Source organism: Leptospira sp. GIMC2001 (assembly GCF_028462125.1).
In the GTDB taxonomy this organism is placed as follows: domain Bacteria; phylum Spirochaetota; class Leptospiria; order Leptospirales; family Leptospiraceae.
Map to the genome: position 1 here is coordinate 613,532 of NZ_CP115468.1, position 14,600 is coordinate 628,131.

Sequence of the window (14,600 nt, forward strand, 5' to 3'; positions counted from 1 at the left end):
TAGTCAATTGAAATATAAATTTGAATTTTAATTTCTTTCGATTACAAGAAATGTAACATCATCTTGAAAGCCTTTAAAATTCGGAGTTTTGGATATCATTTTCATTGTTGAATTGATAATTTCTTGAGGAGTGATTGGTTTTTTGCATATATCTATTAGGTTTGCAAAAAATTGATCTTCTTCTCTTTCTATTGCATTGCTATTCATGCTAGTTTCTAAAAGCCCATCCGTATACAAAATCAACTTATCGCCAGGTTCAAATGGCATCCAAGCCTCTTCGTAAATCAGTTGCGGCATAACACCGATTAGCTTGCCCTTAGCTTGAAGATTGACTAGCTCATCCGAATCTTTTTTTCTAATCAATGGATAAGGATGACCTGCGTTCGCATACGTGATTGTGTTTTTTTCTGTGTCTATGCAAGCAAAGAATGCAGTAAGAAAGTTTCCAGCCATTCGATTGTAGAGGAATGAATTCAATCCTGATAATAAGACTCCCGGTGAAGTATAAACTAAACTGTCAAATGTGCTCAGCATGGAATGTGCCATGAGTGCAAGAAGTGCTGCAGACAGACCATGTCCAGAAATGTCTGCGATGAAAATTCCAATCTTATTATCACCAATTGGATAAAATTGATAGAAGTCTCCGCCAATCTGATCATAGGGAATATATTCTGTTGCAATCGTGAGACCCTTGATTGAGGGAGTCTGTGCTGGTAAAACTTCTTTCATAACACGAAAGGCTCTATCTTTTTCTTTCTCAGATTGAGCAACCTTTCTAAACAGAAAATAATTCTGGAAAGATATTGCCAATCGGTAGGAAATCGCTTCTAACATATGTAGATCGTTGTGGTTGAAAGCATAACCGCTACTCTTGTTATTGATACTGATGACACCAAGTAGTTGATTTTCTGATATCAAAGGTACGGTAATTAGGGATTTACTATCAAAGACAAATCCCAAATCTTTTTTGTATCTTGGATCATAATCTAAATTCTGTATCAATAATTTCTTTCTTTCTTGGGCAACCCATCCTGCAATTCCTTCGCCTAATTTGATATTCAAATTATCTAATGCTTCTTCCGGAATTCCTCTAGCTGCGAGAATTTTTAAATTTTCTTGTTTTTCGTCCAATAAATAAATAGTGCCTGATTTGGCTTCGAGGTATTCTAAAACTTTGTCGAGAACCCAAAATCCAAGACCTCGATGATCCTTTTCGGAAGTGATTTTCTTCTCGAACTCGTATAACAGTGATAATTCGAGTAACCTTTTACTTAAACTATCTTGTTGCTGAGCATTGGTAATTGCAACTGCTGCGTTCTCTGCAAGCGTCTGCAGAAGTTCAAGATCAAATTTATCAAAAATTCGATCCCCACTTTTATTCATGACCTCAAGTGTTCCGAGCAATTGATCTTTGACAAAGAGCGGAACACAAATTAGAGATTTGGTTTGGAATCCTGTTTTCTCATCCCAAGTTTTATCAAAACGGTCATCCTGATAGGCATCCTCAAGGATTATGGATTTTTTTTCTTGGGCAACCCAGCCGGCAATTCCACGACCCATTTCGAGTCTTGCATATTGTTGGAAGGTCTCGCCTTTGTCTCCTAAAGCAATTTCGCAATAGAGGAAATTATCTTCTTTTTCCAAAAGAAAAAGAGAGCTCGCCTCTGCTTCCAAAAGATCTTTAGAATAGAGCATGATTAGGGACATAAGTTGGTATATGTCTAAATGCGAATTTAAGATAGCACTGATATGGGTGAGGCTCATCAACTTACGAAGATGGCTCTTGGGTAGTGATTTTCTGCTTTTGAGGTCAATAATATTCACTGATGTTGATAATAAATTATTGTTGGCATCCTACAAGCAAAATACGTTTGAATTCTCTCTAATCCTTTTTTCAATTCCGTCGATGATCAATAGAGAAATGCATCGTAATTATTTATATTGGTTTGGATTGAGCGGGAGGATATGATGGGCGACTGGGTTGAGGAATTATGCAAGATTTTTCAGAAAGAAATTATAGTTTATACAAATCTTTTAGCTATTGAGTTAAAAAAAAGAGAAGCTGTGAACAAAGCGGACGGTCGTTCCCTTCAAGAATACAATCGTGAGACATATAATCTAATGGTTGAAGCGTCTGAAATGGAACGTGTTCGCATGAGATCCATCGAAGAAGTTTACCGAAAAAATAATTTAATCATTGAGAAAGAAGCAATTACTCTTACAGATTTTCTCAATAAGATAGATCGAGATTCTAACTTTCAATTGAAAGGTTATGCAACTGAGCTAAAGACGATCGTTCACAAATTAAAAGAGTCTATCGTAATCAATGATAAGCTAATTAATACAAGACAAGAATTACTCAATAAAACAATCGAAGCAATGAAGAAGGCTGATGCTGAGACAACCTACACAACATCAACTAAAACGAAAAAAACACCATCCAAGACAAGAGCTTTGGTGTTGAATACATCGGCCTAGGAGAATTTTATGGGATCAACATTTTCAGGAATTGAATTAGGTAAAAGAGGCTTAAGCACTCATCAACAAGCTCTCCAGACAACTGGTCATAATATATCTAATGCGGATAATAAGCATTATGCGAGACAGCGAGTAAATATTACATCTTCAGAGCCTATATATGAGCCATCAATGAATCGAGCTCATGTCGCGGGACAGATTGGACAGGGCTCAGATGTAAGAAGCATTGAACGCGTTCGAGATAATTTTATTGATGATAGAATTATAGAAACTTCATCTCAGAAAGAATATTGGGCCAAAAAAAGTAGCTATCTCGGTCAGATGGAAACTGTTTTTAACGAACCAACAGGCAATACTTTACGCACTATGATGGATTCGTTCTGGTCCTCTTGGGAAGATCTTGCAAACTATCCCGAAGACAATGCACATCGTTCCGTAGTCTTGGAGAAGGCTACAGGTCTAGGTTCTAGAATGGAAGATGTTCATCGAAAACTCAGCCAATTGCAAAATCAGTCCAACCGAGAAGTGGAAGCACAAGCGAACAAATTGAACGGTATTGCTGAAAGTATTCGAAATCTTAACGAAAGAATTGGCAAAGCGGAAGCTCTCGGTGATATGCCAAATGATTTGTATGATAGACGCGATGAACTACTTCAAGAGTTATCTGGAATGGTAGATATAAACATCGGTCGTGGTGACAAAGATGAGTTAATGGTTTTTATCGGTCAACAGATTCTTGTTCAAGGTCAGAAGCGTGAGAATATTGAAATAGTGGGAAGCCCAGCAAAGGACGGAATGTTCGATCTAAGATGGGAGAAGTCTGGAAATGGAGTTCTTTTGAAAACTGGAAGTCTCCAAGCTCTTATGGAAATTCGTGACAAGGTCATCGTTGAGAAAATTGCTCAAGTAGATGCACTTGCAATCAATACAATGGATGTAGTGAACCAGATTCATAGAGATGGATTTGGACTCAATGGATCAACTAACCTTGATTTTTTTGAGACAAGATCTTTGAGTAATAATAGCTTTGGGGAAGTTGATACTGATGGTGATGGACAACTTGACAAGACGGCTATATTCCGAGTTTCAGGTAGAACATCGTTGGATCCTGATAGACCGATTGGAATCAGTGGATCTATCAAGTTTATAAAACCTGGTAATAAAGAAGAAGAAGTTCTAGTTCCGTATAGCGTAGATGATACGATGAATGATGTAATCAAGAGAATCAATCGTTCTGAAACAGGCGTTGTTGCATATATGAATCAGGACAATCAGCTTACTTTAAAAGCAACCACCGTTGAATCGAATCCCAAGCAAAGTTTTCAAATTCGACATTTAGAAGATTCCGGTGAGTTATTGGTTGGGATGAGCGGAATCCTATTTGGTTCTGGAGCAGCCGGTGCATTTGATTCTAATCGTCTGAGTGAAATAAATAAATTCCAATCTTTGCCAGAAGATATTGCTCTTACTCCTCACTATCATCCATCATCATTTTTCAAAATGAGTGCGGCAGTATTGAACAACCCAGCGAATCTTGCCGCAGCTCGTGGTAAAGATGTAGGTGGAACAGGTGATTACAATTCGCCGAATGGCCACAAAGATGGAAGCAATGCCTTACTAATTGCAGCGTCACTAAGAGAGAAGCCAGTGATGTTTGATTATTCGAAGACGACGGATGATTTTTACAATTCACTTATATCTAAGCTAGGAACAGAAGCAAGTGAAGCCAATCAAGAAGTTGCAACTCAATCGGATCTTATGGTTGAGTTGGAAAATATGCGTCAATCTGTAATGGGTGTTAACCTAGATGAGGAAATGGCGAATATGGTTCAATTTCAACATTCATACAATGCAGCAGCCAAAATGCTTCAGACTATGAATGAGATGTTAGAAACGATAATAAATAGATTGGGAGCGTAATCTTATGATTCGTATCACAAATATGATGCAAAATAATAGCTTGATACGGAACTTAAACCGTCATCAGGTGAATTTTGATTCAACACAGAATCAATTAGCAACAGGATTAAAAATTCAGAGACCTTCTGATGATCCAAGTGTTGCAACCAATCAGATGTTCTTTCGTTCAAGGTTGAATGAGCTGAATCAATTTGAAGAAAATATTACGGACGGATACCAAAGATTAAAACATATCGATGGTGTTCTGGATCGAATGGGTGAAATTTTTCAAAGAGCTAGAGTACTTGCCGTTCAAGCAGCTAACGGTATCTATCAAGGTGATAAAGGTTTTGAACTCGAAGTAGCGATTGGTAAAGAAATTGATCAACATCTTCGAGCTATGGTTGATCTTGCGAACTCAAGAGATGCGACCGGACAACCAGTGTTTGGTGGACATGTAATCGAGAGACCACCATTTGAGCCAATAGAATCCAAAATCAAAGGTCTTGAAGGTCTAGAACTTAAGAATCAATACATTGGGGTTCAGTATCGAGGTGATATTGGCGAACAATTGAGAGAGATCGAAAAAGGTGAATACATTCCCGTGACGGTTCCTGGAAACAAAGTGTTCTGGGGAACCAATATGAGTGTTACTTCTAAAGTCGATAACTCTGGTTATGTGGCAACATCAGATCAGAAATTTAAAATTGATGGAGTCGAGATTCATGTATCGGTCGGCGATACAATCGATGATGTGATCGATAAAATTAACAATTCTCCTTTGGAAGTAAAAGCCAATAAACTTGCCCAAGATAATATTTCTTTAACGAGTACAAGTCCGCATCAGATCTGGGTAGAAGATATGGGTGACGGAACCGTACTAAAAGATATCGGATTGATTGACGCAACTGATTCCGAGCCACCGAATAATTATTCGAAATCTGCTACTGTTACTGGACTATCAACTTTTGATGTTTTAATTCAGTTTAGAAATGATTTATTGCAAAAAGACCAAGAAAGAATTGGCGGTCGAGATTTAGGTGACTTAGATCTTGCTCTTGAAAACATTCTTCGTTATAGATCTGAGGTTGGTGCTCGGATGAACCGACTGGAACAACATGAACAGAGAGTAGCAGGTGACAAATCTTATATGACTGAACTACTTGCTAAGAATGAAGGAATCGATTTTCCAGAGACCATAATGAATTTGAAATGGCTTGAGACGATTCATCAATACGCACTCAATGTTGGATCTAAAGTAATTAAACCTACTCTAATGGATTTTTTAAGGTAAAAGGGGAATTATAAATTTTGTTGGATCTACTTTCTAAGCCATTTGGTAAAATACAAATCTATCCGGAACAAATATTAGAATTTCCTGATGGATTGCTAGGATTTGAAAATTACAATGAATTTGCTTTAATTGAAGAGAATGAAGAGTCTCCTTTTAAATGGTTACAGTCTGTCCGTGAACAAAGCCTAGCTTTTATTGTGATTCAACCAGAACTTTTCATTGATGATTATAAACCATTGATACCTGAAGACGAATTATTGAGCATGGATTTAAAATCTGTTGATGAAGGATTGAAATTCGTAATTGTCACGATTCCTGTAGAAAATCCTCAAGCGATGACAGCCAATCTCCAAGGACCAATCATAATCAATAAGAAAACATCAAAAGCTAAACAATTTATTTCTAGAGATGATAGGCATCCCGTTCGTTACAAAATGCTAGAAGGAAAGGATTGATTAAATGTTAGTCTTAGCCAGACGAATCAATCAATCCATAATGATTGGCGATGAAGTAGAAATATTCGTCGTCGATATAAAGGGTGACCAAGTTAAGATTGGAATCAAAGCTCCTAAAAATGTTAGTGTTCATCGCACGGAAGTCTATCAAGAAATCCAAGATGAGAATCGTAAGGCAGCAACAACTACAATTTTGCCACAACAACTGAAAGAATTAGGGAATAAATTTAAGAAAAAAAATGACTCCAATCCTTAGATTGGAATCTTAGTTGGAATAACGGAAGCGATTATTAGATTATGGTAATATTAAGAATAATAGAGCAACAGTTCCAAATATTCCTTCGCCAAGATATGATTTAGATTTCTCACCTTCCTCCGAAGCAACTTCTTTCTCTTCGGGCTCGGGATCAGGTTGCATGATTCGTGTAAAAAAACCTTTTTCTTCTTTCTTCGCATCGGCAAGCCATACAGTTTCACCTGCGGTAACGGTTACATCCCGAGTTCTAAATTTTTTGTTGGTTCCATCTTCAAAATCTACACTTACAACACCGTCTGCAGTTGTAGATTTAACATTTTCAAATACAGTTCCCGTTTTGTTAATCTTTACTGAATCAGCAGAAACTGGCAGATAAATCATCAATGTTATGAATAATAATACAATTTTGAATCGATTTTTCATATAAAAACTCCTGCTTCAATTGTAATTGAGAGTAGGTATCCATGAACAAGGAGATTTTGGGCTGGATTGTTACAATCTCGTTAAAATTCTGAGATTAATCGATTGTTTTTCCCTGAATTGATAGTGGGTAAATATTCCAAAAATAAGAAAAAGATATATAGCTATTTAATCTCGATTACTTCAGTACATACTTTCTCTAGAAAAGTTAAGTCATGACTTACAACTATTAGGGACTTATCCCAATTAGAAAACATTCTCTCAATGCTTTCCAATGTAAATATATCTAAATAGTTCGTGGGTTCATCCAGTATCCAAATTTTAGGCTTAGTCAAAATTCCCCAAGAAATTTCCAACTTTTTCCATTGCCCAGGACTTAATTCGGAAAGTATTTTACGATTCACGGCGTCCATTTGAAAAAAATGGACTATTGAGTTGAATTCACTCTTAATAAAATTCGGGAGATTTGTTATCTTTTCTATGAGTTCTTGCTTTTCTTTAGCATTCATTACTTGACGCATATAGTAAATTTCTTTCTCATCAAACATTTCTTCTCTATTACCAGGTTTTTGATTAAATTTATTTTTACATTGATCATATATGAAGTTTAACAATGTCGATTTTCCCGAACCATTCCTTCCTCGAATTCCCAACCTACTGCTAGATGTTAAGTGGATAGGTGGAATATTGATATTCATATATTCTAGATTTAGATTTTGTTTAGCTAAATTCAAGATGCTTTGATTTTTTTGATGGTCATCCTGTTCTGGTTGATAAAATAATTCGGGTTTAGATAAATTTCCTCGAGCCTTTTTCAACGTCAATAATGAGTCTTCTAATTTTTTATCCATCTGTGACTTAATTTTTCCAGCTTTACCATCTTTACCTGATACAATTGCCAGCCCTAATTTTGCTCGACCATCATTGTCATTTTTATCTAACTTAGAGCCTGATCTTTTTTGGATTGCCTGACTGGCAATTATTTTTCTGCGTGAATATTCTTTTGAGAGTCTATCGTGATTGTACTTAGCTATTTCCCATTCTTTATTTGATCTTATTCTTTCATTTTGACTTAATATTAAGTAATTGGAATAGTTCCCAGAATATACCTTTCCCGTGCCTTCTTTCAAAATATATATCTGATAAACTAAAAAATTTAATAGTTCCCTATCGTGGGATATGAGAATTCCAACGCCAGTATAATCAATTAGAGCTTTTTGTATTATAATTCTTGAATACTCATCTAGATGATTTGTAGGTTCATCTAGGATTAATAAAGGAGGATTTAGAAAAAGAGCAATTCCAATTTGGATTCTGCGCTTTTCTCCAAATGACAAACAATCTATTTTTTCGAAATGGCTCCAGTTTATATCTAACTTTGATTTTATGATACCGGACGGGCTTGAACTATCGCAAAGAAATTCATAGAATTCATCAGTATCGATTGAGTCTATTTGTTGGAGGTAATAGTTACTAGAAATTCCGCGAATGTAACCTCGATAGTTGCTATAAAGTCCAGCTATTGTTTTCGCAAGTAAAGTTTTGCCAGAACCATTCGGACCGATAATTCCAGTCCATCCTGGAATAAAATTACATTCAATACCATGTAGTAGAACATCGCTTGTATCAGGAAAATAGAGTTGTTCGAGTTGAATCGAGAGCATTGGAACCTCCAAACGTTTAAGTTGAGAGTCGCGACAGTGCCCATTTAGGTGGTTGAAATTATGAGCGAATCTGTCGAATTAATTCCACATGCTGAAATTATAATGTTAAACTAAGATTTTAAGTCAATCACAAATATACATATTCAATGCAAATTCTGTAAAATTATGCTAAATAAATATATCAAGTACTAAAATCTCAGTTTCACTGCGCAAATTTCTATTCATTCTCCTTCTCATCATACAACATAAAAGGTGGTTTCGCGATCGCTTGAGATGCGATAAAAAGTAACATCATTTCGTTGTCGTCTGAAGCGATTCGATTTGAGTGAATAACACCGCATCCTTTGCAACGATGAAGGATTGCCCATTCTTGCTTACGAACCCAGATTGAAATTGGTTCCATCACACTGCCACAATTAGCTGATCGATCTCCTGGTGAGAGATCAACATGCAGAGAGTGAAGACAATTTGGACAATGATTCCTCTGCTTCGATCCTGAATATGGGATACCCACCATCATACCACAGTTTACACAGCGAAACTCAGCCTTAGCTTGGGTATTTCGAAAGTTAACTTTTACAGGCTTTTGATAATCCTCTTCTTCGTGATCATCGAACTGTTTTCGTTTGGTTATTTTTTGAAAATGGGAATTAAGATGGTTAAATACTTTGTCTTTCATCCTTACATCCGCGGCAACGGAAAAAGTGCACGAGGGCACAGAACTAGTATTATCTAGCTATAGGATGTAGTTGGTTAGTAAAAGAATTCGTTTAGGAAAAGTTGGAGCATGCCGATTGTTGCTATAAATTTACAACCGACCTCAACGGTTCAGCTAAAAACCAACTTATTTACACAATGGGTGATAACAAAGTTAACATATATTTCAATCCAATAATTATGATTAGATATTGTCAATAAAATTCTGATACTCCTCCTTCAAAGATTTGTTTTTTGGGGATAAAATTGGGCTTGCAGCCAACCAAGGGATCTGAATATTTAAGGGAAATGAACACACCTAGTACAGATTGGAAAGAAATTATATCTCCCGAAGAGCCAGCCAAACATGCAAAGCATGCAAAAATAATAACTATCCTTCAGAAGAAAATGTCCAAAGAATTTGGAGTCGGTCGAGGATTGCATAGAAAACAGATTCTTGCGCTCAGAGCTGAGTTTAAAGTTTTAGATAGTATTCCTGAATATGCTAAGGTAGGATTGTTCAAAACTGCCGGAACTTTTGAAACATGGATTCGACTTTCGAACGGAAGTCTGCGAGTTCAATCAGATAAAATGCCTGATGTTAGAGGTCTTGCAATTAAGGTAAAAGGTATTGATGGCGAAAGTGCGTTAGGTGGTAAAACTAAAGAACAGGATTTTACTTTAATACAGCATCAAACTTTTAGTGTTCTTACTAGTGATGAGTTTATCGAGTTTATCGGCTTCGCAATTCAGGGGCCTTTGGGAATTTTGAAATTTTTTACAAAGAAAAATGGTCTGATCGGTGGAACTTTAAAATTCGGTCAGTTTCTCATAAACTTCTCTAAAGCTTTCCGAGGATTTGAGATGGAGAATTTTTTCTCGGCGGCACCTCTAAAATTTGGCAAATACGCATGTCGTGTTCGGCTAAAACCAATACTTACTGTTGTTGATTCAAGTGGAAAAACTATTCAGCGAAAGCCAATTCCTTTCCAAGGAGAATTTGCTGATCAATTCGAGAAGGCATTAAATCTTGCTGATGTTAAGTATGAATTCCAGGTGCAATTTTACCATTCCGATGACAAAACACCAATCGAAGATCCTACTGTAAACTGGCCTGAATCTGTTTCGCCATATATAACACTTGCCGAACTAACTATAAAGTCTTCCAATAATTCCCCAATCCTTGATCCGGAATTTTCTAATATTCTAGATAAGGATAAATTTGATCCGTGGAATGCTTTAGAGGATCATAGACCGCTTGGCGAAGTTATGCGAGCAAGAAAGGTAATTTACTTTGCTAGTCAACAAGAGAGAGCAAAAATTAAATAATTTATTTTGTTAAATACAAAGATTCTATTTGGTTGATTGAATTGCTTAATCTAGATTGATTTGTCGGGATATGTATGAAGTTTCGATATCCATTGATTTATAAGAAATTGGATATCGATTGGTAAATTAATTTGAATAGAGTGCTCCGACGCAGATTCCGCAAATTGCTGAGTTTGCGTTAGCCGATTTCGCAACTGCAATTCTTATTTTACTCAAGTCAAGTTTTAATGATGATTTTTCCATCTTGTATTTGGACTCGTCAAAGCCACATGCGTACCTTTTGTCCGGATTGTTCTCGTTGAAAATATGCGCCAATTCTACTTTTTCAAAACGTTTTAATGTATACAATTGCATCTCCTCTTTGTATTTTTTATCTCTTTAAGTTCGTGTCAATGGTTTATTTGGATTGAACACATCCTTTAAAATTATGATTTTTGCTTGTTGAGTTTGCATGTTTCGTAATAGATTGAATGTTATGGGAAGAAGTAAGAAGGGATTGGAGAACAGCCGGGGGCTTAAGCCCCGGTCAGGACACGAATTCAACCCCACACCAAGTCAATCCCCCAAATCCAACGCAAAATTTTCGAATCCTTCACCAAGCTATAACCTTGTAGACAAGCAGACAGTAGCGATCACAGGCGCGGGAAGTGGAATCGGACTTTCTACAGCACTCAAATTCTACAATGAAGGTTGGGCACTCAGCCTTTGCGACTTAAACTTAGACAATTTTAAGACATTGATCACAGAATTGAAGTTAGATGTGAGAAGAATTTATTTCCAAGAAATGGATGTGTCCGATAGAAAGGCTTGTGAGAAATGGATTCAGGCGACGGTAAAAAAATTTGGCAGGTTGGACTGTCTTATATGCAATGCGGGAATCGCACATAGGTCGCGTGCAGTAGATACAGATCCATCAATAATTGAGAAGATCATGGCTGTGAATTTTTACTCAGTCGTATATCTCTGTCATGCTGCAATTCCCTATATTCAGAAAGTGAATGGATCGATTGTAGGAATTTCCTCTGTTGCAGGATTCTCGCCCTTGTATGGACGAACAGGATATGTTGCATCCAAACATGCATTAGCTGGCTATTTGGAGACAATTCGTTCGGAGACCGAACCGAATATACATACTTGCGTTGTTTATCCTTCCTTTGTCAAAACTTCATTTGATAAAAATACCTTAGACGGCTCGGGTAAAATTTTGAATCGTGATAAGCCGTTAATTGGCAAACCACTCACTCCAGAATCTATAGCAGACTCAATATACTACGCTGTGATCCATAGAAAAAAGCGCCTTCTATTATCAAGTATCGCCAAGATATCTTACTATCTCTCACGGATTCTGCCGGATGTCTTCATGGCAATCATGAAGAAGAAAACAGAATCCGAGTTTATTAAGAGGTAGGAAGGGATGCTTTTGATTATTATTGAAATGTAATTTCTCCTAGCTTCGTTTTATCGAATGTATTATTTGAAGAATCTCGATCGCACAACGTTTTTCTTGCAACATTAGTTACCGCAAATCTAAAAACATAATTGTATATACCTGTTGAAGGGGCTGTAAAAGTCCCCGCATACACTTCATTGTTTGTAAAATTGCTGTCTTGCCCTGTGTAATTTGTTATAGAAATAAAAGTCCAAGAGCCGGGATGGTCAATCGGATTCGTTCCACCAGGCCCATATCCAAGTTCTGCTACGGTTGCGGAATTGGGACGCGGACTTTGAAATGATTCCGTAATTCCAGGATGATAAACTTCACCTTTTAAAGAAGGACTTTCTAAGCTACCTGTAACTACAAGTGCTCCTGGATATTCATATAGGCTGCAAAAATTAACTTCTGGATAATCTGTCGGGACTCCCGATAGCTCGTTACTCAAAGCACTTTCCCCACCAGCATGGATAGCTGTTACTCTAACATAGTAAGTAGTTCCTGGATTCAAGCTTGTTATTTCACATGTCACTGTTGGTGCAGTTACATTGCATCCCAGTGTTGAGGATGTTGAAATACTTGCAGCAGTTCCATAATATACTTTGTATGATGTTGCGCCACTGGACGCTGACCAAGTCAGTGTTAATTTATGCAGTCCTGCTGTCGGAGCGCTGAGTGTTGGAGTAGGCGGCGGCCCCACATTAAAGACACGACTTACTACCGCTGATTCGTTGCCTGCATTGTCACGAGAACGAACTTTGACTGTAACAGATGCACCATTCGGAATCGTATTAGAACCCGAATACAAAGTTCCATTAGTAATGTTTCCCGTTCCGTCGAAGGTAGGATCTGAGCCATTCGTTGTAAAAGCAATTTTCTGGCAACCTGAGGCACCTGTATCACTACAGGAAGATGTAAAAGTTGTTCCAGTTACATAAGGACCACCAGCCGCTGGGCTATCAAATGCAACCGTCGGCGCATTTTCATCCTTCGTTACCGTTGCAGTCTGTGACCCATAATTTCCAACCAAATTCACAACACAAATGCGAACGGTATTTGCACCAACAGAAAGACTTCCTGGATTTATTGATGTCGAGATTGGTGTATTTGCCGTGGCAGATGAGTTAACGTTCGTTCCAGTCGCAGTAGCTCCGTCCGTACAATTTGTTCCGCCGATGCGAACTGTGTAAGAACCAGCTTTGTTCGTCTGCCAATTGATACTTGCATTGCTGCTAGAATGAACATAAGTGCTACTAGAATTGATTGTAACATTTCCAACGGTTGTATCAACCGTATAATCTGCACTCACCGGATTCGAAACGTTACCAGCATTATCTCTAGCTAAAAATTTGATATAGGTCACTGCTGCATCTGTTGTAGATACAGGAACGCTTGCATATTGCGTGCCCGCCGTAACTGCACCCGTTGAACCGGTGATAGCTGGATTTCCTGGGGCTGAACCGACATTCGTGATATAAGCAATCTTATCACAGCCTGCTCCTGCGTCTGAACATGACAAGGACACTGAAGTCGCTGAGGCAAAAATCCCTGAACCTGGGGAATTACTTGCTACAGGAGCCGTGTCATCTCTTCGAATGGAAAAGGTTATAGATCCTGTTAGGTTAGAGGAGGAAGTGACACATATACGAAAATTTTTGATACCTTCACTAGAAAGTTGAGCGGCAGTTCTAGTAAAATTTTTAGACTCGTTTGCTGTAACAGTCAAGGGACCCTCGATTGCCGTACCATTTGTACAGTCCGTTGAGTCTTGACGAACAGTATAATCGCCAGCACGATTCGTTGTCCAATTGATGGTGGAAGAGTTGATTGCTCCACCATTAATACTCACAGCAGTCGCTGTTTGACTGGATATAGTAACATTGGGAACATTGGAATCAATCGTGATCGTCACTTCTGCCATGGCTGATGTATTGCCCGCAAGGTCACGGCAAATTGCTCGAATTAAATAGCTTCCGTCAGTTGATTGTGAGAAAGATGTAGATGCTTTGGATACGTAGGTTCCAGTTGAAGGAAAACTCGGATTACCAGAATTTATGGAATAGATGATATGCCCTGGTGCTGTGTTATCCGTACAATTTATACTAATGGATTGACTTGTAGAAAAAAGTCCCGTAGCGGGTGTGATGTTTACAGTTGGTGCGGTTGTATCTTGTATGATAGCTGCTATAGAAGTATCGTTGGCTGTTCCATCGCCGTCTGTATCGAATCCGACTACGGAGCCAGATGAATCAACAATCAAAACAACCGGTTGCCCCGTTCCACCAAGTCCGGTTGAAAGCGCAGGATTGCCATTAGGATTGAGATAGTAATCAGCCTCTCCATCTCCATCGATGTCGATTGCATCGGGACTTCCATCTCCGTTGGTATCCAATAGTAGAATATTAGGAACTCCATCTCCAGTTAGATCGATTCCATCAGAAATACCGTCTCCATTGGTATCAAGTAAGGTGGCAGTTGCACCTCCGTTATTGGTTAGATCAATTGTTGAACCTGGAGACAGATCCAATTGGCTTGATGATGCTGAACCGCCACCTAAAGCGAGTAGGGCAAGGGGAGATAGATCTAGAGATTCGTCTTCGGGAAAAATAAGACTACAACTGTTGCAGAATATTATGATGGTTAAAATTGTGATTTTTGTCATTTTCATTTTTGGCCT

13 protein-coding genes are annotated in these 14,600 nt (G+C 37.9%); 7 read left to right on the forward strand and 6 right to left on the reverse strand.

What is annotated here, in order from left to right:
- Positions 1 to 27: 27 nt before the first annotated feature.
- Positions 28 to 1,764: a GAF domain-containing SpoIIE family protein phosphatase gene (locus O4O04_RS04355; protein WP_272534411.1), complete on the reverse strand. Its 1,737-nt coding sequence runs from the start codon at positions 1,762 to 1,764 to the stop codon at positions 28 to 30.
- 201 nt (positions 1,765 to 1,965) lie between these two features.
- Between O4O04_RS04355 and flgN the strand changes: the two genes are divergently transcribed.
- From flgN to csrA, 5 genes are read left to right on the forward strand one after another with little or no spacing between them, the layout of a single operon-like run.
- On the forward strand, positions 1,966 to 2,478 hold the full coding sequence (gene flgN, locus O4O04_RS04360; RefSeq protein ID WP_272534413.1) for a flagellar export chaperone FlgN: 513 nt from the start codon (positions 1,966 to 1,968) through the stop codon (positions 2,476 to 2,478).
- Between the two features lie 9 nt (positions 2,479 to 2,487).
- Positions 2,488 to 4,398 (forward strand): flagellar hook-associated protein FlgK, encoded by a 1,911-nt coding sequence (gene flgK / locus O4O04_RS04365; RefSeq protein ID WP_272534415.1) that lies wholly within the window; start codon positions 2,488 to 2,490, stop codon positions 4,396 to 4,398.
- A 7-nt stretch (positions 4,399 to 4,405) separates the two neighbouring features.
- The gene (locus O4O04_RS04370) at positions 4,406 to 5,671 is read left to right on the forward strand and encodes a flagellar hook-associated protein 3 (protein WP_272536019.1); all 1,266 of its coding nucleotides are present in this window, start codon (positions 4,406 to 4,408) and stop codon (positions 5,669 to 5,671) included.
- Positions 5,672 to 5,685: 14 nt separating this feature from the next.
- Positions 5,686 to 6,126 (forward strand): flagellar assembly protein FliW, encoded by a 441-nt coding sequence (gene fliW / locus O4O04_RS04375; protein ID WP_272536021.1) that lies wholly within the window; start codon positions 5,686 to 5,688, stop codon positions 6,124 to 6,126.
- Positions 6,127 to 6,130: 4 nt separating this feature from the next.
- Positions 6,131 to 6,382: a carbon storage regulator CsrA gene (gene csrA, locus O4O04_RS04380; RefSeq protein ID WP_272534416.1), complete on the forward strand. Its 252-nt coding sequence runs from the start codon at positions 6,131 to 6,133 to the stop codon at positions 6,380 to 6,382.
- A 39-nt stretch (positions 6,383 to 6,421) separates the two neighbouring features.
- Here csrA and O4O04_RS04385 read toward each other — a convergent pair whose 3' ends face one another.
- From O4O04_RS04385 to O4O04_RS04395, 3 genes are all read right to left on the reverse strand, one after another.
- A complete protein-coding gene (locus O4O04_RS04385) occupies positions 6,422 to 6,805 on the reverse strand; it encodes a hypothetical protein (protein ID WP_272534417.1) in 384 nt (127 codons plus the stop codon).
- Between the two features lie 161 nt (positions 6,806 to 6,966).
- Entirely contained in the window at positions 6,967 to 8,466 is a 1,500-nt protein-coding gene (locus O4O04_RS04390; RefSeq protein ID WP_272534418.1) for an ATP-binding cassette domain-containing protein, read from the reverse strand.
- Positions 8,467 to 8,683: 217 nt separating this feature from the next.
- Entirely contained in the window at positions 8,684 to 9,145 is a 462-nt protein-coding gene (locus tag O4O04_RS04395) for an RNHCP domain-containing protein (RefSeq protein ID WP_272534419.1), read from the reverse strand.
- 326 nt (positions 9,146 to 9,471) lie between these two features.
- On the opposite strand from O4O04_RS04395, the gene O4O04_RS04400 reads away from it, so the two are divergent.
- The gene (locus tag O4O04_RS04400) at positions 9,472 to 10,491 is read left to right on the forward strand and encodes a catalase family protein (protein ID WP_272534421.1); all 1,020 of its coding nucleotides are present in this window, start codon (positions 9,472 to 9,474) and stop codon (positions 10,489 to 10,491) included.
- A gap of 126 nt (positions 10,492 to 10,617) precedes the next feature.
- Here O4O04_RS04400 and O4O04_RS04405 read toward each other — a convergent pair whose 3' ends face one another.
- On the reverse strand, positions 10,618 to 10,839 hold the full coding sequence (locus O4O04_RS04405) for a hypothetical protein (protein ID WP_272534423.1): 222 nt from the start codon (positions 10,837 to 10,839) through the stop codon (positions 10,618 to 10,620).
- Positions 10,840 to 10,942: 103 nt separating this feature from the next.
- Between O4O04_RS04405 and O4O04_RS04410 the strand changes: the two genes are divergently transcribed.
- Positions 10,943 to 11,899, forward strand: coding sequence for an SDR family oxidoreductase (locus O4O04_RS04410; protein WP_272534425.1), 957 nt, complete (start codon positions 10,943 to 10,945; stop codon positions 11,897 to 11,899).
- Between the two features lie 19 nt (positions 11,900 to 11,918).
- Here the strand turns inward: O4O04_RS04410 and O4O04_RS04415 are convergent, their stop codons facing one another.
- A complete protein-coding gene (locus O4O04_RS04415; protein WP_272534426.1) occupies positions 11,919 to 14,591 on the reverse strand; it encodes a fibronectin type III domain-containing protein in 2,673 nt (890 codons plus the stop codon).
- Between the last annotated feature and the right edge of the window lie 9 nt (positions 14,592 to 14,600).

What these genes read in the sequence shown, in the direction of transcription:
- O4O04_RS04355 (WP_272534411.1), bottom strand. Translation starts at nt 1,764, where the DNA reads ATGAGCCTCACCCATATCAGTGCTATCTTAAATTCGCATTTAGACATA.
- flgN (WP_272534413.1), top strand. Translation starts at nt 1,966, where the DNA reads ATGATGGGCGACTGGGTTGAGGAATTATGCAAGATTTTTCAGAAAGAA.
- flgK (WP_272534415.1), top strand. Translation starts at nt 2,488, where the DNA reads ATGGGATCAACATTTTCAGGAATTGAATTAGGTAAAAGAGGCTTAAGC.
- csrA (WP_272534416.1), top strand. Translation starts at nt 6,131, where the DNA reads ATGTTAGTCTTAGCCAGACGAATCAATCAATCCATAATGATTGGCGAT.
- O4O04_RS04385 (WP_272534417.1), bottom strand. Translation starts at nt 6,805, where the DNA reads ATGAAAAATCGATTCAAAATTGTATTATTATTCATAACATTGATGATT.
- O4O04_RS04390 (WP_272534418.1), bottom strand. Translation starts at nt 8,466, where the DNA reads ATGCTCTCGATTCAACTCGAACAACTCTATTTTCCTGATACAAGCGAT.
- O4O04_RS04395 (WP_272534419.1), bottom strand. Translation starts at nt 9,145, where the DNA reads ATGAAAGACAAAGTATTTAACCATCTTAATTCCCATTTTCAAAAAATA.
- O4O04_RS04400 (WP_272534421.1), top strand. Translation starts at nt 9,472, where the DNA reads ATGAACACACCTAGTACAGATTGGAAAGAAATTATATCTCCCGAAGAG.
- O4O04_RS04410 (WP_272534425.1), top strand. Translation starts at nt 10,943, where the DNA reads ATGTTTCGTAATAGATTGAATGTTATGGGAAGAAGTAAGAAGGGATTG.
- O4O04_RS04415 (WP_272534426.1), bottom strand. Translation starts at nt 14,591, where the DNA reads ATGAAAATGACAAAAATCACAATTTTAACCATCATAATATTCTGCAAC.